Source organism: Pseudomonas sp. Marseille-Q7302, assembly GCF_965111925.1.
In genome coordinates, this window is record NZ_CBCOPK010000001.1 from 4,134,145 (window position 1) to 4,156,463 (window position 22,319).

Here is a 22,319-nt window from a genome sequence, read left to right on the forward strand (position 1 = left end):
TCCTACCGCGCTATTGCGGCGACACCCAGCCCTCGATGTTACTACGGCCTCCCCGCCCGTCGCAGCAGAAAATGCCAGCCCGCCCACTCACTCGCAGGGCCACGCCCGATCTGTTCCGGTCTTGCCAGTGACTTGCGCACGGAGGACCATCACTCCCCCGTTCTGCCCAGCAGCTGCCTTTCGCATGTCCCAGGAACCCGTCACGCCCCCCTCCTCCAGCCCCCTTACCCGCCTCGGCCAGGGCCTGCGTGCCTTCTGGCCGGCCCCCTTGCCCATCGACGCCCGCGAGCGGCTGCGTGCCAGCCTGGGTGCCGGGATCGGCATCCTGCTCGCCGCCCTGCTGGCGGCCTGGTGGCTGGAGGGCCAGCCGGTGCATCAGCACGGTGCCCTGGCGCTGGCGCTGGTGGCCCCGCTGGGCGCCAGTGCGGTGCTGGTGTTCGCCCTGCCGTCCAGCCCCCTGGCGCAACCCTGGTCGGTGGTGGGCGGCAACACCCTGTCGGCGCTGATCGGCATCGCCTGCGCGCTGTGGATTCCCGAAGCCAACCTGGCCGCCGCCGCAGCGGTCGCCCTGGCCATCGCCGCCATGTTCACCCTGCGCTGCCTGCACCCCCCGGGCGGCGCCTCGGCACTGCTGATGGTGCTCATCGGCGCCCAGGATTTCAGCTATGCCTGGAGTCCGGTGGCGGTGGATTCACTGCTGCTGGTCGCCGCCGGCTTGATCTACAACAACCTGACCCGCCGCCCCTGGCCCCATGTGCCGCGCCCCGCCGAACCAGGCGGCGAGACCCTTCTGCAGCGGGCCGACCTGGATGCCGTGCTGGCGCGCTACAACCAGGTGCTGGACATCAGCCGCGACGACCTGGCCGAACTGCTCGAACAGGTGGAAGCCCTGGCCTACCAGCGCAAGATGGGCGAGTTGCGCTGCGCCGACGTCATGAGCCAGGAGCCGGTGACGGCCCGCGCCGAGATGCCGCTGCAGGAAGCCTGGGCACTGATGCGCGCCCGCCGCATCAAGGCGCTGCCCGTGATCGATCGCCAGGGCTACCTGCTGGGTATCGTCACCGTCGCCGACTTCATGCGGCAGATCGACCTGGACGTTCATGAAGGCCTCGGCTGGCGCCTGCGCACCCTGGTCCGGCCGAAGGCACGCCAGGACGACCATACCGTCGGCCACATCATGACCCGCACCGTGCGGGTGGCCAGCGCCGATCGCCTGCTGATCGACCTGGTGCCGGTGTTTTCCGAGAATGGCCACCGCCACATCCCCATCATCGACGGCTCGCGCCGCCTGGTGGGCATCATCACCCAGTCGGATCTGATCCGGGCGCTGTACCAGGCGGTGCGCGTCTAGGGCTCAGACCTGGAAGCGGTTCACCAGGCCCTGCAGGTCCACCGCCAGCCGTGACAGTTCCTGGCTGGCGGCACTGGTCTGGTGGGCACCGTCGGCGGACTGGGTGGAAAGATCGCGGATGTTGACCAGGTTGCGATCCACCTCGCGGGCCACCTGGGCCTGCTCCTCGGCCGCGCTGGCAATCACCAGGTTGCGCTCGTACATCTCGCCAATGCGGGTATTGATCTCTTCCAGCGCCACCCCGGCGGTTTCTGCCAGGGCGCGCGTGGCCTGGGCGCGTTCACTGCTGCTGTGCATGGAGCCCAGGGCCTGACTGGCACCGCTGCGCATGCCCGAGACCATCTGCTCGATCTCGTGGGTGGACTGCTGGGTGCGGCTGGCCAGGGCACGCACCTCGTCGGCCACCACGGCGAAACCACGCCCGGCCTCGCCCGCCCGCGCCGCTTCGATCGCGGCATTGAGCGCCAGCAGGTTGGTCTGCTCGGCGATGGCGCGAATGACGTCGAGCACCTTGCCGATGTCCTGGGACTGCTCGGCCAGGCGCTGGACCACCGTCCCGGTGGCCGCCACCTCGTCGGACAACGCCTCGATGGCGCCCAGGGTCTCGGCGACGCGGGTCTGGCCCTGCTGCGCCGCCTGGCTGGAGGCACGCGAGGCCTCGGAGGTGGAGACGGCGTTGCGCGCCACCTCGTCCACCGCGGTGCTCATCTCGGTGACGGCGGTGGCAGCCTGTTCAATCTCGTCGTTCTGGCGCTGCAAGCCCTGTCCGGCGGCTTCGGTGACCGCATTGAGTTCTTCGGCGGCGGTGGCCAGTTGGGTGGAAGAGCCGGCGATGCGCGAGAGGGTCTCGCGCAGCTGCCCCTGCATCTGCTGCAAGGCGCGCTGCAACTCGCTCACCTCGTCGCGCCCCTGCACCGCCAGGGTCTGGGTCAGGTCACCTTGGGCGACCCGGCGGGCGGCCAGTAGCGCTTCACGCAACGGTCCGACGATGCTGCGGGTCAGGAGCCAAGCCATGAGCACCGTGGCCAGGGCGGCCAGGGCGATCACCGCGATGACAATCAGCCGCGACGCCTCGTAGCGGTCCGCGGAGACCTTTCCATCCCGCTCGATACCTTCGGCATAGAAGTCGCCCAGCTCGCCGAGCTGCTTGCCGGTGCCGTCGACCACCGGCTTCATGTCCACTAGGGTCAGCTTGTTGAGCGCGGCCGTGTCACCCTGGCGCGCCAGGGCGAAGGAAGAGGTCATGCCCTGCTGATAGGTGGCGAAGTCACGCTTGAACAGGTCCCAGCGCTGGTGCTCCTCGGGGGTGTCGACGAAGGCCTCATAGGCCTTGATGCCCTCCATGAGCACCTTGTTGCGCGCCTCGTACTGGCCGACATAGGTGTCGATATTGCGCGGATCCGGGTCCAGCGCCAGGCGCAGGGAGATGGTACGCACCCGCAGCATGTTTTCGCGGATGGCATCCACCGCACGGATGCTCGGCACCCAGTCGCGCTCCACCAGCACCTGACGTTCGCGGATGCCGGCCATCTGCGCCAGGGAAAACAAGCCGAGAAAGGCCACCATCAGAGCGATCAGGCCGAAGCCCAAGGCCGCGCGGGGCGCGATGTTGCAGTTGCGTAACAGCATGGAAATCTCCGTGGCCGCTGGCCCTGTTGTTGTCTGACAACGTATATCGGCCAGGACACCCTGCCCTTTAGCGCAGCGGTTGCAGCGAACCTCGCCGCGTTTTCGTCGTCTCACAGGCACTGTCGCCCATTCCGGGCGACCTGCCAGGAATGTACGGATGAAAACCGGTCCCTCTCGCGCCTCCCCGTTCTCCGCGCCCCGTGCGCTGCTCGCCAGCCTGGTCCTGGGTGGCGGTCTGCTGCTCGCAGGCTGCGCCGGCAATCCGCCGACCGAGCAGATGGCCGTGACCCAGTCCGCCGTCGACGAAGCCGTGAGCAGCGGCGGCAACCAGTTCGCCCCGGTCGAGACCAAGTCCGCCCAGGACAAGTGGACCCAGGCCCAGGCGGCACTGTCCAACGAGAAATACGACGACGCCAAGCGCCTGGCCGAACAGGCCGAGTGGGACGCCCGCCTGGCGACCCGCAAGACCCAGGCCGCCAAGGCCGGCGCGGCACTCCAGGATGCGCAGAACAGCATCCAGCAGATTCGTGAGGAAGGTCAGATCAACCTCCAGCTGCAACAGAATCTCCAGAAAAAGGTGCAGCAGTAAGGCTGCCCCGCTCTCTTGAAGGACGAAACCCATGCGTAAACGTTTTCTGCTTCCGGTACTGTCGGCGCTGACCCTTACCCTGGCCGCCTGCGCCACCCCGCCCAACCCCAACCTGGAAAAGGCGCGCAACGACTACGCCGCCCTGGAATCCCAGCCGCAGGCCACCCAGCTGGCGGCGCTGGAAACCAAGGATGCCGGCACCTGGCTGGCCAAGACCGACAAGGCCTACAAGGACGGTGAGAACGAACGTACCGTCGACCAGCTGGCCTACCTGACCCAGCAACGCATCCAGACCGCCATGCAGACCATCAAGCTGCGCATGGCCGAAGCCGAGCTGAAGAAGGTCGACGCCCAGCGCGGCGAAACCCGCCTGAACACCCGCACCGAGCAGCTGCAGCAACTGCAGAAGGCCATCAAGTAAGGCCGACGGGTGCAGGATCCTTACGGGAATCCTGCACCCCCTACCGTGGTCCTCTACAGACCCGCGAGCCCTCTGCTCGCCATCGCTCTGGAGGATCTCACCTGATGCACGCCATACGCCTACGCAAACCCGGCGGTCTGGACCAGCTGGAACGCTGTGAACTGCCCGATCCCGGTCAGCCCGGAGCCGGCGAGATCCGTGTGCGGATCAAGGCCAGCTCGCTGAATTTCCATGACCTGGGCGTGGTGCTGGGCAAGATGCCCGCTGCCGACGGTCGCATTCCCATGTCCGATGGCGCCGGTGTCGTCGAGGCGGTGGGCGCCGACGTCAGTGAGTTCGCCGTGGGCGATCACGTGGTCTCGACCTTCTTTCCGCACTGGCTGGACGGCGAGCCGCCCATCGACGACTTTTCCACCACCCCCGGCGATGGCGTCGACGGCTTCGCCTGCGAGGTAGTGGTGCGACCGGCCACCGCCTTCACCCGAGCGCCCAAGGGCTACAGCCATGCCGAGGCGGCGACCTTGACCACCGCCGGTCTCACTGCCTGGCGCGCCCTAGTGGTGGACGGCAATCTCAAGGCCGGTGACAGCGTGCTGGTGATGGGTACCGGCGGCGTCTCCATCTTCGCCCTGCAGATCGCCAAGGCCATGGGCGCCACGGTGATCGCGACCTCTTCCTCGGACGAAAAGCTGCAGCGCGCCTATGCCCTGGGTGCCGATCACCTGATCAACTATCGCAGCGAACCCGAGTGGGGCGCCAAGGTCCAGGCCATCACCGGCGGACGCGGCGTCGACATCGTGGTGGAAGTCGGCGGTCCTGCAACCCTGGCGCAATCCATCCAGGCCGCGCGCATCCATGGTCACCTGGCGCTGATCGGCGTGTTGACCGGCGTCGAGGGGCAGGTGCCCACCGCCAACCTGATGCGCCGTCACCAGCGACTGCAAGGCCTGATCGTCGGCAGCCGCCGTCACCAGCAGGACATGATCCGCGCGCTGGAAAGCACCGCAATCAAGCCGGTCATCGATCGCAGCTACCCGCTGGAGGAGATCACCCAGGCCTTCGCCTTCCAGAAGGATGGCAGCCATTTCGGCAAGATCGTTCTGGAGTTCTAAAAATCGTCAGACGAATGCAGGGCGTAAGGTGAAACAGCTCTGCTAGACTTCCGGAACCGCCGCATCGCGTGTTCTGGAAGTCCCGATGACCCTGCCCTCCTCCCCGCCCTACGTCGTCGTCATCGAAGACAACGGGATGCTCGCCGAACTGCTGGGCAGCCATCTCGAAGAACGACTGCAATGGGCTTGCACGCGCTTCGACAATGCCGACGATGCCCTGGTGCATCTACTGCAGCAGCAGGACGCTCCTGCCCTGGTGATCACCGATCACCTGATGCCCGGTCAATTGCGCGGCGGCGAACTGGCGCAGATGCTGTTGCAGCGCTGGCCCGAATTGCCGATGGTGATCACTTCCGGCTATGGCTACGAAATCACCACGGCGTTGCCACCCCAGGTGATCTTCCTGCAGAAGCCCTGGACGCTGGATGAAGTGGATTCGGCGGTACGCCTCGCACGAGCGCGTCAGGCGGTCGGTTAGACGCCCAACTGGCCGCAGGCCTTCAGCAACTGGTCGATCGTCCAGGGCTTGGGCAGGAACAGCGCCCGGTCTTCACGTTCGGCATATTGCTGGCCCGTGTACCCGGAGGACACCAGGATGGGCAACTGCGGAAACCGTTGGCGGACCTGTTTGGCCAGGGCGAGCCCGTCCAGCTGACCGGGCATGCGCACGTCGGTGAACAGCAGATCAGGTGGCAGCGGGTCGGCTTCGAACCAGCACCAGGCGGCATCGGCGGTGTCGAACGACTGGACGGCATAACCTTCCATTTCGAACACCTCCGTCGCCAGCGATCGCAGTACGGGATCGTCTTCGACGACCAGCACAGTGGTAACGGCTGCGGAAGAAACTACATCGGTCATGGCAACGCTACTTCATTAGTACGACTAATTAGACCGAATTTACTCGAATTGGATCACAACACTCGGATAGGCGGCTGGTCGCTTTCCGCTAGCACTTGTCTGATGCCCGCGCGACGACTTAATTCCCAGTCGCTCGAAAAAAGAGTCAGTGAATCCCTGGCCGTCCTCGGACTCTTTAACTCTAAGGCTCTCGCTGGACGCTGTTGGCGTCCTCCCTCTGCTGCTAACGCGTTCGAACGACCTCATGGCTGAATCCGATCTGTCCTACGCTGAACTCCAGGCGGAAGTCCGCCGCCTCCGTGCCGCGCTCGACCAGTGCACCGCGTTGCCCGCCCAGGACGCCCAGCGGCGCCTGGCGATCTTCGACGGCGCCATCGACTTCGCCATGGTCGTGCTCGACCCCACCGGAATAATCAGCGACTGGAACAGCGGTGCCGAACGCCTGCTGGGCTGGACGGCGGAGGAGATCCGCGGCGCCCCGGCTGAGCGCTTCTTCACCCCGGAAGACAACCAGATCGGCCGGGCGACGCTGGAAATGCAACTGGCCCTGCGGGATGGCCGCGCCGAGGACGAACGCTGGCATCTGCGGCGCGACGGTAGCCGCTTCTGGGCCAGCGGCGAAATGCATCCGCTGCACGATGACGCCGGGCGCCATACCGGCTACGTCAAGATCCTGCGGGACCGCACCGCCCAGCACCTGGCGGGCCAGGCCAAGCACGACGAAGAAGGCTATCGCCGGGCGCTCGCCGAACTGGCTGACGGTTTCAGCCACCTGAACGACACCGACGCCGTCACCGAACTCGCCTGTGCCACCCTGGGCACTACCCTGGATGCCCATCTGGTGGGCTATGGGCTGGTGGATGACGACGCTGAAACCATCCGGGTGGAACGCGACTGGACGGCGCCGGGCACCCGCAGCCTGATCGGCACCCTGAATTTCCGCGACTACGGCAGCTGCATCGAGGATTTCAAGCGCGGCGAAACCGTGGTGATCGAAGAGGTCCGCGAAGATCCGCGCACCCGGGCCAATCTCGCGGCCCTGGAGCAGCTGGACACCCGTGCCTTCGTCAACACCCCGCTGTTCGAACACGGGCACTTCGTCGCCCTGCTCTATGTCAGCTCCCGCCATCCACGGCGCTGGACGGCGGCCGAATTGCGCTTCATCGGCGAGGTGGCCAATCGCACTCGCTCGGCAACGGCACGGCTGACCGCCGAGCATGCCCTGCACGACAGTGAGCTCAACCTGCGCCTGGTGGCCGACACCCTGCCCTGCCTGATCGCCTTCGTCGACCGCGCCCTGGTGTATCGCTTCGCCAACGCCGAGGCGCCCAAGTGGTTCAAGAACGCCCCGGACAGCATCCTTGGCCGCAGCATGGCGGAGGTCTTCGCGCCAGAGCTGTTCGCCGCCCGCCGCCCGGCCATCCAGGCCGCACTGGACGGTACCCCGGCACGGCTCGACCTGCCCTGGGCCTGGCCAGACGGCCGCCGGCGCATCGCCGACATCCACTATCGCCCACGGCGCGACGCCCGGGGTGCGGTGGATGGCTTCTATGTCTTCGCCCAGGACGTCACTGTCCAGCGCGACGCCCAGGCGCTGATCCAGGCGCAGAATTTCAGCCTCAGCCAGGAGGTCCAGGCACGTACCGCAGAGCGTGACCGCCTCTGGGCGCTCAGCGAGGACCTGCTGCTCACCGCCGACTTTACCGGGCAACTGCTCCGGGTGAGTCCGTCCTGGTCACGCGGGCTGGGCTATTCCGAGGCGGATCTGCTGAGCCGTCCCTATCCCGAGCTCATCCATCCTGACGATCTTCCCGGGGTCCTGGCAGCGCTGGATGAATTGCGCCGCAGCGGGCTGCCGACCCGGGTGGAGAATCGGGTCCAGGCGGCGAATGGCAGCTGGCGCTGGCTGGCCTGGACCCTGTCGCTGGACCTCGATCAGGAGCACCTCACCGGGGCCGGTCGCGACATAACCCGGGAAAAGGAGGCCATGGAGACCCAGGCCGTGCTGGAAGAGCAGCTGCGGCAGTCGCAGAAGATGGAAGCGGTCGGCCAGCTCACCGGTGGCCTGGCCCACGATTTCAACAACCTGCTCGCCGGCATCGTCGGCAGCCTGGATCTGCTCACGCTGCGCATCGGCCAGGGTCGGCTGAACAATCTCGAGCGCTACACCACGGCGGCCCAGGGCGCCGCCATCCGCGCCGCCGCCCTGACCCACCGCCTGCTGGCCTTTTCCCGCCGGCAGACGCTGGATCCCAAGCCCACCGACGTCAATCGCCTGGTGGCCGGCATGGAAGACCTGATCCGCCGCACGGTGGGACCAGCGATCCAGATCGAAGTAGTGGCCAGCAGCGATCTCTGGTCGACCCTGGTCGATCCACCGCAGCTGGAAAACGCCCTGCTCAACCTCTGCATCAACGCCCGCGACGCCATGCCCGAAGGCGGGCGCATCTTCATCGAAACCGCCAACCGGGTGCTGGATTCCCGCATGGCCCGGGTGCGCGATCTGGAGCCGGGTGAATACATCGCCCTGAGCGTGACCGACAACGGCTGCGGCATGCCACCCGAGGTGATCGCCAAGGCCTTCGATCCCTTCTTCACCACCAAGCCGATCGGCGTGGGCACTGGCCTGGGCCTGTCGATGATCTATGGTTTCGTCCGCCAGTCCGGTGGCCAGGCGCGCATCCATTCCCAGGTCGACCAGGGCACCAGCGTCACCCTATTCCTGCCACGGCATCGCGAAGCCGCAGCCAGCGCCGACTCCGCCATCGCCCAGCCGGCCCTGCCCCGAGTCGGTCATGGCGAGACGGTGCTGGTGGTGGATGACGAACCCACGGTGCGGATGTTGGTCGTCGAGGTGCTGGAAGAGCTGGGCTACGCGGCCCTGGAGGCGGCGGATGCCAGCTCCGGGCTGCGACTGCTGGAGTCCGACGTGCGCATTGACCTGCTGGTCAGCGACGTCGGCTTGCCTGGCGGCATGAATGGTCGACAGATGGCCGACGCCGCGCGGCAGCGCCGCCCGGGGCTGAAGGTACTGTTCATCACCGGCTACGCCGAGAACGCCGTGGTCGGCAACGGCCACTTGGAACCAGGCATGCACGTGATGACCAAGCCCTTCGCCATGGACGCCCTCGCCTTGCGCATCCGCGAGCTGATCGAGGGCACGTGAAGCCGTGGGGTGGCAGGAGCCGTAGATACCGTCTTCCACCTCAGTGTGCAATTGCCAATGCAGGATCGAAAGGCTTGCCCGATTTGAGCACGCCATAGGCGATGCTCAGCAGCTTGCGCATGGCGGCGCAGACGGTTTGTTTCCCTTTCTTGCCCTTGGCTTTCAGGCGCTCGGCTTGCGCCTTGATCGCGGGGTTATGGGTCAACGCCACGACGGCAGGCAGGTACAGCGCGGTGCGCAAGCGGGCTGATCCCGTACGCGAGATACAGGTACGGCCACGATAGGTGCCAGACTCCTGCAAGCGTGGATCCAGACCCGCAAAGGCAGTGACGGCGCGGGCATGAGTGAAGCGACCGATATCGCCCAGCTCAGCTAGGATCAGGGCTGCGGTCTTGTCGGCGATGCCGTCTATGCTCACCAGCAGATCACGTTTGCCGCGCAGGTCCGGATCATCGTCGATGTGCCGTTTGATCTGCTCTAGCGTCCAGGCAATCTGTTCATCGAGCCGCTGCAGGACTGCTCGGATCGAGTCCTGGACGTTTTCCGGGCTGACCTCGAGTCGGTTGAGCTCCATCTGCCGCAGCGATCGAAGATCTTCCAAGCGTCGGGTCAGCGCGCGGAGTTGGCGCAAGGGCAGAGGCTCAGGTTGCCAGGCCCGTAGTCGATCCAGATGCAGCTGGCCATAGGTGGCAATCAGCTTGGCATCGAGCTTGTCTGTCTTGCTGCGCTGCAGCTGACTTTGTGCATAGCGGGCAACCTGCGCAGGGTTGAGTATGGCGATCCGATAGCCCAAGGCATGAAAGTGCTCGGCAAGGGCTTCGTGGTAGATGCCGGTCGCCTCCATCACGATCCAGGCGTCCGGTTCGGCATGCCGCTGCAGCCAGTCGGCAAAGACCGCGAAGCCTGCCTTGTCGTTAGCCAGTTTGCCCTTGGTTCGATACTTGCCGTTGGGTTGCAGCATCGCCAGATCAAAGGTGCGCTTGGCGATATCGATGCCCACTACCACTGCCATGAGATCTCCTCCACGAAGGTGTCTTGATGATCACGTCATCCTGTCCAACCTTGCGTAATACGAGCTCTTGTGGCTCCAGATACCGTTCGGACTTAATGGATGAGTGTGGAGGAGGCAGCCCAATCTACGTTGCAAGCTCAAAGGCTTAAGGGTGGATACGGCTTGCCATCCTCCCCCGATGATCAGTCGGGGACTATGACCTCGCAAAGGGCCGTAGTCGAGATACAAGGGTGGATAACGGCGCAGCCTTATCCACGCGGGTGTGCCGGGTTTAACCAGTGGAAACGCTGCGCGGCTTTCCACGCTAGGTCATGGCCTTGCTCGGATCGCGGCCATGGGCCGCTCCTACGGGAGCGATGGAAGCGCTCACTCCGGCGCACGCCACCAAGCCACAATTTGCACCAGACTCAATCGCGCCCTTTCCCTCCGGGAGAGGGCTAGGGTAAGGGGCCAGGATACGCCGGAGGTCGCTTTTTGTTGGGCTTCGCTGCGCTCAGCTCAACCTACCTCCAGGCGAAGGGTGGATAACGGCGCAGCCTTATCCACGCGGGTGTGCGGAGTTTAAACAGTGGAAAACGCTGCGCGGTTTTCCACGCTACGTCATGGCCTTGCTTGGATCGCGGCCATGGGCCGCTCCTACGGGAGTGATGGAAGCGCTCGTTCCGGCGCACGCCATCAAGCCACAATTTACACCAGGCTAAATCGCCCCCTCTCCCTCCGGGAGAGGGCTGGGGTGAGGGGCCAGGATGGGCTGGGCTCAACCCAACGTCCGTCTTACTCAACCGCCGCCGGTACCCGTACCCAGCCTTCCATCAGCCGCCGGGCACTGCGACTCATGCTGGCTTTTTCCACCTGCCAGCTGCCGTCGATCTCGCGCGCCTGGGCGCCGACCACCACAGTGCCCGCAGTATGCCCCATGCGCACCTGACGGCCGCCCAGGTCACCGGTCAGCCGATTGACCAGGGTCCCCGGCAGCGCAGCGGCCACCGCCACGGCGACCGCGCCGGTACCGGGGATGGCATGGTGCAGCTTGCCCATGGAGATCATCCGCGCGATGACGTCGATAGCCTCGGCCGGCACCTGCTTGCCACCCGCCACTTGGTAAGTCTGGGGCGGCGCGATCAGGCACAGCTTGGGTGTATGCGGACGTTCCACGGTGGCCTGAACCGCGGTCCTGGCTAGGCCCATGGCTACTGCGCCAAGGGCGCGGACAGCCTCCAGGCGCTCCAGCAGCGCCGCATCGCCATTGACCTGCGCCTGGGTCTCGGTGCCGCTGAGGCCGAACGACTCGGCATAGGCGAAAACGGTAGGGTTGCCGGCGTTGAGCAGGGTCACCGGCAGCCGGCCCAGCCCGGGGATATCCAGCTCGTCGACCAGTTGCCCGCTAGGTAAGACGCTGCCATCGGTGCCAGTGGGATCGAGGAAGTCGAGTACCACCTCGGCGGCCGGAAAGGCCACGCCGTCGAAGCGGAAATCGCCCTCCTCCTGCACCTCGCCATTGACCATGGGAACGTGGGCGAGGATGCGCTTGCCGAGATTGGCCTGCCAGATGCGCACCGTGGCCAGGCCGTCGCGGGGCGCCTCGACCAAGCCCTCGCTGATCGCGAAGGGACCGACGGCGGCGCTGAGATTGCCGCAGTTGCCCGACCAGTCGATTACCGGCGCCTCGATGGCCGGAGCGCCGAAGAGGTAGTCGACATCGCAGTCCGGCCGACAGGAGGGCGTGATTACCACCACCTTGCTGGTGCTGGAGGTGGCGCCACCCATGCCATCGATCTGCTTGCCATAGGGATCGGGACTGCCGACCACCCGCAGCAGCAGGGCATCACGCGCTGGACCGGCGGGCGGCAGGTCACGGGCATGAAAGAACACGCCCTTGCTGGAACCGCCACGCATGTAGACGGCAGGAATACGCAGTTGCGGCATCGGTTTCTCCGGTGAGGGAATCAGGCGAGATAGCGGCCGAACCAGTCCAGGGTGCGCTGCCAGGCCAGCTGGGCGGCCGCCTCGTCGTAGCGCGGGGTGGAGTCGTTATGGAAGCCGTGGTTGGTGCCGGGATAGCGGTGCACCTCGTAGGTCCTGCCCGCGGTCTTGAGCGCCTCTTCGTAGGCGGCGGCGCCTTCGTTGATGCGCGGATCGTTCTCGGCGTAGTGGATCAGCAATGGGGCCTTGATGCGCGCGACCTCCTCCGCCCGCGCCTGGCGGCCGTAGAAGGGCACCGCAGCGGCCAGCTCGGGATAGGCGACGGCGGCCGCGTTGGCCACGCCGCCGCCATAGCAGAAGCCGGTGATGCCGACCTTGCCGGTGCTGAATTCATGACCCATCAGGGTTTCCACGGCGGCGAAGAAGTCGTTCATCAGCTTTTCGGGATCGACCTGCTGCTGCAACTCGCGCCCCTTGTCGTCGTTGCCGGGATAGCCGCCCATGGACGTCAGGCCATCCGGCGCCAGGGCCAGGTAGCCAGCCTTGGCCAGACGCCGCGCCACGTCTTCGATATAGGGATTGAGGCCGCGGTTCTCGTGGACCACCACCACGGCCGGTACCTTGCCGCTGGCCTTGGCCGGGCGCACCAGGTAGCCGCGCACTCGGCCATGGCCCTGGGGCGAAGGGTAGTAGACGTATTCGGCGACGATATCCGGATCGGTGAATTCCACCTGGCTGGCCAGGGCATAGTTGGGGCTCAGTGCCGCCAGCACGCCGGTGGCCGAGAGCCCCAGCACCGCGGCGCAGGCCCCGGCGCGGTCGAGGAAGTCGCGCCGGCTAATGCGACCGTGGACATAGAAGTCATAGAGTTCGAGCAGTTCGGGCGAGAAATCCTTGGCGGTGAGACGGGTCATCGCGGCGCTCCTCTGGCGGGAAACGGAGCGCTCGACCCAGCTAGGTAGGCGCCCCGGTGGCTCCCGAGTGTGCCGCGAATCGTCTGACTATGCCACCGCATCTCCCTGACGCCACAAGGCGTGCAGCACGACGATCAGCGCCTCGAATTGACCAACTCGGCGCTTATGGAAGCCTCACGGCCGCAGAAGAAAATGGTCACGCCAACGAGCCTGTTCTTCTGCGCCGTCATCCCCCTGGGTTACCCCTGCCGAAGCTGGCGTTCGAACCAGAGCAGGACGGCGCCCAGCTGCTGCGCGAACTCGACCGCTGCCGCCTGTGGCTGCCGGGCTTCGGCATAGAAGAAATCCAACGCGGTGCGCTGCTCGGGATGCAGCCGCCGGGCTCGGCTGTAATGGTCTTCCAGCGTCCAGGGCCAGCCCGTCTCGTCTGGACGGCGCAGCACCTGTATCGCCCGGAGCAGCCGCCGCGCCGCCTCGCGCTGTATGCCCAGGCGCTCGACCGGACTCGCACAGCTGGCGTGGGCCAGGAGGTAGCGCTGCATCACGGGCAGCACGTCGCCATTCACCGCCTGGGCGATGCCGACCTCCGGTTTGAAGGGCGCGTAGCGCCGCGCCAGGTCTTCGCCCCACAGCCAGCGGCAGTGATGTCTGAGCCAGAAGCCCCAGCTGAGACGGTTACCGGGGGCCAGGGCTTCGGCCCGGCGGCCGATATCGAAGTCGATCTTACTGACCTCGCCATGGCAGCGTTCCAGCAGACGGCGACGCCGCTCCAGTTGCACCAGCAGCCCTGCGGGGCAGGCATCGCTCAGGACCAGGGTGAGATCCAGGTCCGATTGCCCCGGTCGGGCGCGGCCTTCGGCCACGCTGCCATAGACATAGAGGGCTATCAGATGGCGGCCCAGAAGGGCTGGCAACTGGCACCGCACGGTAGCCAGCAGTGCCCGATACTCCACCTGGAATGGCACCCTGGGCACCTGTCGGATAAAACCTTCGGCATCCACTCCATCGTTGGCTTCCCGCATCAGAACAACCCCATTTGCCGATCCAGCAGTCGGTCGAAGCGGTCGCCGACGAAGGGCAGGATGGCGTCGGCCACCGGCGCCAGCTGGCGCTGTACATAGTGGTCATAGTCGGGCGGCGCATGGGGCAGCTCGACCGGTTCGGCGCCGGCGGTGGTGATCAGGTAGCTGATCCAGCCGCCACGGCGAAAGCGGCTGCGGCGTCCCAGCCGGGCGTTTTCCGCCTCCAGCAGCCGCGCCGCGCGGACCTGAGGCGAGAGATTGCTCTGGTACTCCTCCAGCGGTCGGCGCAGGCGCTTGCGATAGACCAGCAGGTCGTCGAAGTCGCCGGCGCGGGTTCGGGCGACGAAGTCGCGCACGTAGTCCTCGTGCGGTTCGCCGGTGAAGATGCGTAGGTACAGCTCACGCTGGAAGCGCTGGGCCAGCGGTGACCAGTCGCTGCGTACCGTTTCCAGGCCCTTGAACACCAGCTCGGGCTGGCCGTCGGCTCCGGGTCTGAGCCCGGCGTACCGCTTCTTGCTGCCCTCCTCCGCACCGCGGATGGTAGGCATGAGAAAGCGGCTGAAGTGGGTCTCGTACTGCAGCTCCAGATGGCTTTCCAGCCCCAGCTCCGCCTGTAGCCGCTCGCGCCAGTGGGCGTTGACCGCCGCCACCAGCTCGCGACCGATACGCTCGGCCTCGGCTTCGGCATGGGCAGCTCCGAGCCAGACGAAGGTGGAGTCGGTGTCGCCATAGATGACCCGATGGCCACGCGCCTCAATCAGCTCGCGGGTCTGGTGCATCACCGCGTGGCCGCGCAGGGTGATGGACGAGGCCAGGCGGTGATCGAAGAAGCGGCAGTGCGGCGTGCCCAGCACCCCGTAGAAGCTATTCATGATGATCTTCAGCGCCTGGGCCAGGGGCGCGTTGCCGGCACGCTTGGCGGCGTCACGGCCTTCCCAGACCCGCGCCACCATCTCCGGCAGGCAATGCCGGGTGCGATGGAAGCGCGCGCCGCGAAAGCCCGGCACGGTCTCGTCCTCGGCTAGCGCCAGCCCCTCCACCAGGCCCACCGGATCGATGAGAAAGGTGCGGATCAGCGAGGGATAGAGGCTCTTGTAGTCCAGCACCAGCACCGACTCGTAGAGCCCGGGCCGGGAATCCATGACGAAGCCGCCCGGGCTGGCCTCGGGCGGCTGGGCACCGAGACTGGGGGCGACGAAGCCCTGGCGGTGCATCAGCGGCAGATAGAGGTGGTAGAAGGCGGCGATGGAGGCGCCATGACGCTCCAGCGGCAGGCCGGTGACGCTGGCGCGCTCCAGCAGGAAGCGCAGCAGCTCGGTCTTGGCGAAGATGCGGGTGACCAGTTCGCAGTCCACCAGGTTGTAGCGCGCCAGGGCGCTCTTCTCGCCCGCGAACATGCGGTTGATGGAGGCCATGCGGTCGTGGGGATTGTCGATGGCCTTGCCTTCGCCCAGGAGGCTGCGGCTGACGTTCTCCAGGCTGTAGGAAGGAAACACCCAGGTCGCCGACTTGAGCGCCTCCACCCCGTCGATGATCGGCCGTCCGGCCAGCAGGGCGTGGAATTGCCGGCCCTGGCCGACGGGTTCGTAGCGATCGTCCTCCAGTGCACCACGCCCCAGGTGCAGGGGCACGCCCAGTTTGCGCGCGTGTTCGTGGAGCACGCGGATGTCGAACTGCAGCACGCTCCAACCGATGATGACGTCGGGATCATGGCGCGCCATCCAGGCGTTGAGACGCTGGAGCAGGGTGGCGCGGTCGTCGACGTATTCCAGGTCGAAGTCAACGGCCGCGTCCTCGCCAGTGGGCGGGCCGAGCATGTACACCTGGCGCTGGCCGCAGCCGTGCAGGCCGATGCTGTAGAGCTCGCCGCGCTCGCTGGTCTCGATGTCCAGCGACAGGGTGCGCAGCGTGGGGCGATAGTCGGGATCGGGCCGCAGTGGCCCGCCGTCTGCCGTGGGCAGTGTCACCGGCGCGGTGATGAAGCGCTCCATGAGGAAGCGATCCGCCGGGGTGATGTCGGCTTCGTAGAGGTCGATGCCGGCGGCAGGGAGGCGCTGCTCCAGTTCGCGCAGGGTGCGATAGCGCGGCGCATAGAGCCCCAGGACGGGGCGCCGCTGGAAGTCCTGCAGCGCCAGCTCGCGGATCTCCACCCCGGCCGGCAGCAGGCGCTCGATGTCCGCCCGTCGCGCGGCCGGCGCAAAGGCCACGGCCTGTTGCGCCGGCACCCGCAGCTGGCGCGGACCGCTGTCGGTGGCGAACCAGAACACCAGCTCCATCCCGGTGGACGTCTCGCGCCAGAGGCGTGTCAGCAAGAAACCCTGGGCGGCGACCAAAGCGGCAGCGCTCCTCGACGTGAATGAAGGGCTCATTCTCGCAAGACCGGCTACCACCGGCGACCCCGGCGCGCCAGATGGTCCGCTCGTCGCCACCGCCGAACGGCCTGTGTCCTGTGGCGATGATCTTGCATCGAATGCCCACACCCGTCGTAGAGCCGACCCTGTCGGCTTCTGGGCGCCTCCTTGGTTTCACCTGTCAGGCCGTGTCATGAACCTGTTGTCGTCGTCTTTTTCTGCCACTGCCGTCCCCGGCTACAACGCCCAGCAAGTGCGGGTGCGCGAACAGGCGCGCCGCTGGCTGGAGCAGGATGTGCTGGTGCTGGATACCGAGGCGACCGGCCTGGGCGAGGACGCCCAGCTGATCGAGGTGGCGGTGATGACCCTCAGCGGCCGGGTGCTGCTCGATACCCTGGTCCGCCCCAGCATCGCCGTACCGCGCGAGGCGACCCTGATCCACGGCCTGACCGATGCCCACCTGAGCCAGGCGCCGTCCTTTCCCGAGGTGTTCGCCCAGCTCTGGTCGCTGCTGCAGGGCCGCACCGTGCTGGCCTATGGCATGGCCTTCGACTATCGCCTGCTGGCCCATAACGCGGGCTTGCATGGCCAGGCACTGCCGCCGGAACTGGAGCGGGAGACGCCGCCGGTGCAACTGGTGGATGGCACCCGCCTGCACTGCCTGATGCAGCTCTATGCCCAGTTCTGGCAGGAGCCGAGCCTGGACAGCCGCAGCCAGGACGGCTGGCGGCGCAAGTCCCTGGCCACGGCTGCGCGCCAGCAGGGCGTCGCCGTGCAGGAGACCCACCGCGCCCTGCCCGATTGTCGCCTCAAGGCCGCCCTGGTCCAGGCCCTGGCCGACGAAGCGCCGGCCACCTGGCATGGCGTGCAGGCCCTGGCCGGCTAACCGAGCAGGTAGTCCACCGGCAGTTGGCGGTCGAGCTTCATCTCCCGCAGGCAGAGGTTGGAGCGGATGTTGAACACCCCCGGCAGCTTGCGCAGCACCTGCTCGACGAAGCGGCTGTAGTCGTCCAGATCCCGCGCCACCACATGCAGCAGGAAGTCCGCTTCCCCGGTGACGTTGTAGCAGGCCAGTACATGGGGCGAGGCACCGATGATGGCCTCGAATTGCGCCGTGACCTCTTCACTGTGCTGGGTGCAGCCGATCTGCACGAAGGCCATGACGCCGATGCCCAGCCGCCTGCGATTGAGCACCGCCTGATAGCCCTCGATCACCCCGGCCTCCTCCAGGCGCTTCTGCCGCCGCCAGCAGGAGGCCTCGCTCATCGACAGCTGCTCGGCCAGCCGTGCATTGGACAGCCGGCCATCGCGCTGCAGGCGCTCGACGATGGCGACATCCCGACGATCGAAGTGAGGCATGGAAGAATCCTTTCTGATTGGGTTGCTGGCACGAAAGACTATTTCAACCTAGCGGCTTCCGAGAAGCCAATCAGACAGGCTAATTCCGCGCGGCTCGCCATACTGGAGGTCTCATCCCACCCGAGGCCCCGCCATGAAAGCCGTCGTCTACGAAGCCTTTTCCGCGCCACCCCGCCTGTGCACCGTGCCGGACCCTACCCCCGAGCCGCACGGCGTGGTGCTCAAGGTCATGGCCACTGGCGTCTGCCGTAGCGACTGGCACGGCTGGGTCGGCCATGACACCGACATCGAACTGCCCCATGTGCCGGGCCACGAATTGGCCGGGGTGGTCGAGGCGGTGGGCAAGGACGTGACCCGCTGGAGCATCGGCGACCGGGTGACGGTCCCCTTCGTCGGTGGCTGCGGCGCCTGCCCGCAGTGCCATGCCGGCCACCAGCAGGTCTGCGACCATCAGTTCCAGCCCGGCTTCACCCACTGGGGCTCCTTCGCCCAGTACGTCGGCATCCACCAGGCCGATCTCAACCTGGTCGGGCTGCCCGAGCAGCTGGACTTCGCCACGGCGGCGAGCCTGGGTTGTCGCTTCGTGACGTCCTTTCGCGCCGTGGTCGACCAGGGCAAGGTCAGCGCCGGCCAATGGGTGGCGGTACACGGCTGCGGTGGCGTCGGGCTCTCGGCGATCATGATCGCCAGCGCCCTGGGCGCCCAGGTGGTGGCCATCGACATCACCGCCGACAAGCTGGCCCTGGCCCGCAGCCTCGGGGCCGTGGCCACTCTCGATGCCACCCAGGTGGCCAGCGTGCCCGAGGCGGTGCAGGAGATCACTGGCGGCGGTGCCCATGTCTCCCTCGACGCCCTGGGGCATCCCACCACCTGCTTCAATTCCGTCGCCAGCCTGCGCAAGCGCGGCAAGCACGTTCAGGTCGGGTTGCTGCTGGGCGACCAGGCGACGCCGGCGCTGCCGATGAACCTGGTGATCGCCAAGGAGCTGGAAATCCTCGGCAGCCACGGCATGCAAGCCCATCGCTACGACGTGCTGATGGCCATGCTACGCAACGGCACCCTGGCACCGGAGCGGTTGATCGGTCGCGAAATCAGCCTGGCCGAGTCCAGCGAGGCCCTGATGCACATGGACAGGTTCGAAGGTACCGGCGTGACCGTCATCACCCGCTTCGACTAGGGCGCTAGCCGGACTCCGCCGCCTGCAACACCCAGCGCAGCCCTTGCAGGTCCTCGGCGGACAGGGTTGCGCGCAGACGGCAGAGGCGATAATTGACCCGGGTATTCATCGCCACCCATTCCAGGTCCTGGCGGCTGGGCTGGCCGATGAAGTACTCGCCGTAGCGCTCATCCAGCCCGGCCATGCGGTACTGGCCCTTGAGCGGCAGGTAGAGCTGACCGTTCATTTCCCAGCGACTGGCGCTGCAACCATGGAAGCGCACCTTGTCGCCAAAGGTGGACAGCTGGGTGCGGAAATCGGTGGTGGCGTTGCCAGCACTGGTCTTGAACTGGCTGGCGATCACGCTGAAGACGATCCCGTCGGGCGAGGGCGCCCCACGCCATTCGATGACCCGACGATTGAGCGCCGTGTCGAACTTGTCGGTGAAGATGCCGGCGGCCTGCGCCGTGAGCGTTGGCAGGGTCAGGGCACCCAGCAACGCCATCATTGTTTTCAAAACAGACTCCTGGTGGCGACCCGCACACCCAGCCTGAAGCAACAGGCAGAGGCGGCAAAGGGCCAGCTTCAGTCTTTGGAGACCCGATTGGCTGAAAGGTGCCCCCAGAGGTCCGGATAAGCGGTATCTTTCACAGTCTAGGCTCTGTACGAAAAGTGCCTGCGCTCGGTGATGCTGCGTTAAAAATCAGCTCGGAATGCTCATTTACCACTCGTAAACTCCGCTTCCTCGCTGATTTTTGCCTTGCCTGACCTTCGCTCGGCGACTTTTCATACAGAACCTAGCGACGAGCCAGGCTCGTCCATCCCTTGAACCGTCGCCAGCGAGGCGTACGGCCCGACCACGAAACGACCGGCCAAACCGCCGGAGAGCACTGCGAGGATCTATGAGCGCTGCGGACATCGATTGGAAGACCCTCGGTTTCGACTACATCAAGACCGACTTCCGCTATATCGCCACCTATCGCAACGGCAGCTGGGGACCCGGCGAGCTGACTCGCGACAACCAGCTGCACATCAGCGAAGGCTCCACGGCCATCCACTACGGCCAGCAGTGCTTCGAGGGCCTCAAGGCCTATCGCTGCCAGGACGGCTCCATCAACCTGTTCCGTCCCGACCGCAACGCCGCCCGCATGCACAAGAGCTGCGCCCGCCTGCTGATGCCGCCGGTCCCCACCGAGATGTTCATCGAGGCCTGCCAGCAGGTGGTCAAGGCCAACGAGGCCTGGATTCCGCCCCATGGCACCGGCGGCGCCTTCTACCTGAGACCCTTCGTCATCGGCGTGGGTGACAACATCGGCGTGCGCACCGCCCCCGAATTCCACTTCGTGGTATTCGGCATCCCGGTCGGCGCCTACTTCAAGGGCGGCATGACCCCGCACAACTTCGTCATCTCCGGCTATGACCGCGCCGCGCCCCAAGGCACCGGTGCCGCCAAGGTCGGCGGCAACTACGCCGCCAGCCTGATGCCCGGCGCCCAGGCCAAGGCCGAAGGCTTCGCCGACTGCATCTACCTGGATCCCCTGACCCATCGCAAGATCGAGGAAGTCGGCTCGGCCAACTTCTTCGCCATCACGGGCGACGGCAAGTTCGTCACCCCGCGCTCCGAATCCGTGCTGCCGGGCGTGACCCGCATGTCGCTGATGGAGCTGGCTCGCGAGCGGCTGAACCTGGAAGTGGTCGAGGGCGATGTCTATATCGACCAGCTCGACCAGTTCGTCGAAGCCGGCGCCTGCGGCACCGCGGCGGTCATCACCCCCATTGGCGGCATCCAGTACGGCGAGAAGCTGCACGTCTTCCACAGCCTGACCGACGTCGGCCCGGTGACGCGCAAGCTGTACGAGGAACTGACCGGCATCCAGACCGGCGACAAGCCGGCTCCGGAGGGTTGGATCGTCAAGGTCTGACTTGGGGTTGGTTTAGTGTGAAGAAGGCGCCTCAGGGCGCCTTTTTTTGTTGGAGAAGGGGTTGGCGGTAGGTTGGGTCGAGCGGAGCGAAGTCCAACACCAAAGGCACGGCGTAGGTTGGCGCTGAGCGCAAGCGAAGCCCAACGGATTGCGGTTAGGGTTATAGGTGCCCTAGCTGTTTATCGCAGTCTGTTCGTGGCTCTTGTTTCGCCCACCCGGGCGAGTCACTTTTGCCAGTCACGGCTGCGCGCCCCGGACAAAAGCAACCAAAAACGCTTGCCCCGATCATCCGGCCCTCCGCTGAGCTCCGGGTGACTCGCGTTGCTCGCCCTTCGGGCCAGCCTGCGACTGTTACTTCGCTGCGCTTCGTTTCGCTCACGCCAGCGCCGTTCCGGGATCGGCCTACACGGGCCGTCCATGGCCCGTTAGGCCTCTCGCCGCATCCATGCGGCTCGACCCACTCCAGGACACTGGCGTTCGCCCTCCTGAACGGGGCGATTCGCGCGCCTGATGCCTTGGGTGCAAACCGGTAGGGTGGACAACGGCGCAGCCTTGTCCACGCGTTAAGCGTTACTCCCTCAGTGGAAAACGCTACGCGGTTTTCCACGCTACAACATGTGAACACCTAAGTATCAGGCTTGCGCCCCGTCCCCCGTCAGTGAGGCCGAGTGCAGGCGTTGCGCAGGGGGATGCGAGGTAGGACGCCGAGCAAGGCGCGAGGGGCAGGAGGCCCCTTCGTGCCGTGCCCCCGGAGCGGCGCCGGAGCGCGGGGACCCGGAGCGCAGCGAAGGGCCGAAACGTGGGGACAAGCGTTTTTGGTTACTTTTTTGGCGTTTGAAAAAAGTAACTCGCCCAGGTGGGCGAAACCAAAACCATCAAGGCACTCGATAACGAGCCGGGGCACAAACGAGCACACAGGAGCGTCGGGCTTCGCTTGCGCTCAACCCAACCTACGCAGCCCTCCCCTACGCCCCCTCTCGCCGCCGCAGGATGGCGCGGGCGCCGATAAAGAGCACCACCACGCAGATCGCCGCCGCGACCAGCCAGCGCTTCGACACATGATGCTCGGCGAAGAAATCCCGCAGGATCTCCCCCACCGCGTAGCCGATGCCGGTCATGACGAAGCCCCACAGCAGGGCGCCGATGATGTTGAAGAACAGGAACCGCCGCGGCCGCACGCCGCTGGCACCGATCAGCAGCGGGCCGATCAGGCGGAAGCCATAGGCGAAACGGATGCCGATGATCCACAACGCTTCGTGGCGATGGATGCGGCTGCGCAGCCAGTCGATGCGCGCTTGCTGGCGCTTGAAGCGGCTGAGGATGCTGTCGCCATAGCGACGGCCGAGATAGAACAGCGTCTGATCGCCGATGAAGCCGCCCAGGGCCACGCACAGCGCCGTGAGCGGAAACAGCAGGTAGCCATGTCGCACGGCGATACCGGCCAGGATGGCGACGCCGTCGCCCTCCACCAGCGCACCCAGGACGGCGGCGCCGTAGCCGTAGTTGCTGATCACCTCGCTGTCGATCATGGGGC

At 66.2% G+C, this 22,319-nt stretch carries 18 protein-coding genes and 1 pseudogene; 9 read left to right on the forward strand and 10 right to left on the reverse strand.

Annotated features, from left to right (window positions below; genetic code table 11):
- Nucleotides 1-184 precede the first annotated feature (184 nt).
- Entirely contained in the window at nucleotides 185-1,351 is a 1,167-nt protein-coding gene (locus tag ACWPW1_RS19280) for an HPP family protein (RefSeq protein ID WP_059316197.1), read from the forward strand.
- Between the two features lie 3 nt (nucleotides 1,352-1,354).
- Here the strand turns inward: ACWPW1_RS19280 and ACWPW1_RS19285 are convergent, their stop codons facing one another.
- A complete protein-coding gene (locus ACWPW1_RS19285) occupies nucleotides 1,355-2,980 on the reverse strand; it encodes a methyl-accepting chemotaxis protein (RefSeq protein WP_059316198.1) in 1,626 nt (541 codons plus the stop codon).
- Nucleotides 2,981-3,137: 157 nt separating this feature from the next.
- On the opposite strand from ACWPW1_RS19285, the gene ACWPW1_RS19290 reads away from it, so the two are divergent.
- From ACWPW1_RS19290 to ACWPW1_RS19305, 4 genes and pseudogenes are all read left to right on the forward strand, one after another.
- Nucleotides 3,138-3,569: a DUF4398 domain-containing protein gene (locus ACWPW1_RS19290; RefSeq protein ID WP_271653036.1), complete on the forward strand. Its 432-nt coding sequence runs from the start codon at nucleotides 3,138-3,140 to the stop codon at nucleotides 3,567-3,569.
- 31 nt (nucleotides 3,570-3,600) lie between these two features.
- Nucleotides 3,601-3,984 (forward strand): annotated as a pseudogene (locus tag ACWPW1_RS19295) (DUF4398 domain-containing protein); the annotation flags it as partial.
- A 110-nt stretch (nucleotides 3,985-4,094) separates the two neighbouring features.
- A complete protein-coding gene (locus ACWPW1_RS19300; RefSeq protein WP_454253717.1) occupies nucleotides 4,095-5,102 on the forward strand; it encodes a zinc-dependent alcohol dehydrogenase family protein in 1,008 nt (335 codons plus the stop codon).
- Nucleotides 5,103-5,187: 85 nt separating this feature from the next.
- Nucleotides 5,188-5,580 (forward strand): response regulator, encoded by a 393-nt coding sequence (locus ACWPW1_RS19305; protein WP_454253718.1) that lies wholly within the window; start codon nucleotides 5,188-5,190, stop codon nucleotides 5,578-5,580.
- Here the strand turns inward: ACWPW1_RS19305 and ACWPW1_RS19310 are convergent.
- A complete protein-coding gene (locus ACWPW1_RS19310) occupies nucleotides 5,577-5,960 on the reverse strand; it encodes a response regulator (protein ID WP_059316203.1) in 384 nt (127 codons plus the stop codon). The two genes, ACWPW1_RS19305 and ACWPW1_RS19310, sit on opposite strands and share 4 nt — an antisense overlap.
- Nucleotides 5,961-6,204: 244 nt before the next feature.
- Between ACWPW1_RS19310 and ACWPW1_RS19315 the strand changes: the two genes are divergently transcribed.
- A complete protein-coding gene (locus tag ACWPW1_RS19315; protein ID WP_454253719.1) occupies nucleotides 6,205-9,126 on the forward strand; it encodes a PAS domain S-box protein in 2,922 nt (973 codons plus the stop codon).
- A gap of 40 nt (nucleotides 9,127-9,166) precedes the next feature.
- Here the strand turns inward: ACWPW1_RS19315 and ACWPW1_RS19320 are convergent, their stop codons facing one another.
- From ACWPW1_RS19320 to ACWPW1_RS19340, 5 genes are all read right to left on the reverse strand, one after another.
- On the reverse strand, nucleotides 9,167-10,126 hold the full coding sequence (locus tag ACWPW1_RS19320) for an IS110 family transposase (protein ID WP_454252528.1): 960 nt from the start codon (nucleotides 10,124-10,126) through the stop codon (nucleotides 9,167-9,169).
- A gap of 786 nt (nucleotides 10,127-10,912) precedes the next feature.
- The gene (gene prpF / locus ACWPW1_RS19325) at nucleotides 10,913-12,064 is read right to left on the reverse strand and encodes a 2-methylaconitate cis-trans isomerase PrpF (protein ID WP_454253720.1); all 1,152 of its coding nucleotides are present in this window, start codon (nucleotides 12,062-12,064) and stop codon (nucleotides 10,913-10,915) included.
- Nucleotides 12,065-12,084: 20 nt separating this feature from the next.
- Nucleotides 12,085-12,975, reverse strand: coding sequence for a YghX family hydrolase (gene yghX / locus ACWPW1_RS19330; protein WP_454253721.1), 891 nt, complete (start codon nucleotides 12,973-12,975; stop codon nucleotides 12,085-12,087).
- A gap of 239 nt (nucleotides 12,976-13,214) precedes the next feature.
- Nucleotides 13,215-13,940, reverse strand: coding sequence for a nucleotidyltransferase domain-containing protein (locus tag ACWPW1_RS19335; protein ID WP_323149057.1), 726 nt, complete (start codon nucleotides 13,938-13,940; stop codon nucleotides 13,215-13,217).
- A 56-nt stretch (nucleotides 13,941-13,996) separates the two neighbouring features.
- Nucleotides 13,997-16,330, reverse strand: a complete 2,334-nt coding sequence (locus tag ACWPW1_RS19340; protein ID WP_454253722.1) for a DNA polymerase II — start codon at nucleotides 16,328-16,330, stop codon at nucleotides 13,997-13,999.
- Nucleotides 16,331-16,541: 211 nt separating this feature from the next.
- Between ACWPW1_RS19340 and ACWPW1_RS19345 the strand changes: the two genes are divergently transcribed.
- Nucleotides 16,542-17,234, forward strand: coding sequence for a 3'-5' exonuclease (locus tag ACWPW1_RS19345; protein WP_454253723.1), 693 nt, complete (start codon nucleotides 16,542-16,544; stop codon nucleotides 17,232-17,234).
- Here ACWPW1_RS19345 and ACWPW1_RS19350 read toward each other — a convergent pair.
- Nucleotides 17,231-17,707 carry an Lrp/AsnC family transcriptional regulator gene (locus tag ACWPW1_RS19350; RefSeq protein WP_454253724.1) on the reverse strand — a complete coding sequence of 159 codons (477 nt, stop codon included), beginning with the start codon at nucleotides 17,705-17,707 and terminating at the stop codon, nucleotides 17,231-17,233. The two genes, ACWPW1_RS19345 and ACWPW1_RS19350, sit on opposite strands and share 4 nt — an antisense overlap.
- A gap of 133 nt (nucleotides 17,708-17,840) precedes the next feature.
- Here ACWPW1_RS19350 and ACWPW1_RS19355 point away from each other — a divergent pair, with 133 nt between their 5' ends.
- Nucleotides 17,841-18,884 (forward strand): zinc-dependent alcohol dehydrogenase family protein, encoded by a 1,044-nt coding sequence (locus tag ACWPW1_RS19355; protein ID WP_454253725.1) that lies wholly within the window; start codon nucleotides 17,841-17,843, stop codon nucleotides 18,882-18,884.
- A 4-nt stretch (nucleotides 18,885-18,888) separates the two neighbouring features.
- Here ACWPW1_RS19355 and ACWPW1_RS19360 read toward each other — a convergent pair whose 3' ends face one another.
- Nucleotides 18,889-19,380 carry a hypothetical protein gene (locus ACWPW1_RS19360; protein WP_174523150.1) on the reverse strand — a complete coding sequence of 164 codons (492 nt, stop codon included), beginning with the start codon at nucleotides 19,378-19,380 and terminating at the stop codon, nucleotides 18,889-18,891.
- A gap of 385 nt (nucleotides 19,381-19,765) precedes the next feature.
- Between ACWPW1_RS19360 and ACWPW1_RS19365 the strand changes: the two genes are divergently transcribed.
- Complete coding sequence (locus ACWPW1_RS19365) at nucleotides 19,766-20,785, forward strand: branched-chain amino acid aminotransferase (protein ID WP_271653052.1); 1,020 nt, start codon at nucleotides 19,766-19,768, stop codon at nucleotides 20,783-20,785.
- Between the two features lie 965 nt (nucleotides 20,786-21,750).
- On the opposite strand, the gene ACWPW1_RS19370 is transcribed toward ACWPW1_RS19365, so the two are convergent.
- Nucleotides 21,751-22,314 (reverse strand): DedA family protein, encoded by a 564-nt coding sequence (locus ACWPW1_RS19370; protein WP_454253726.1) that lies wholly within the window; start codon nucleotides 22,312-22,314, stop codon nucleotides 21,751-21,753.
- Nucleotides 22,315-22,319 lie beyond the last annotated feature (5 nt).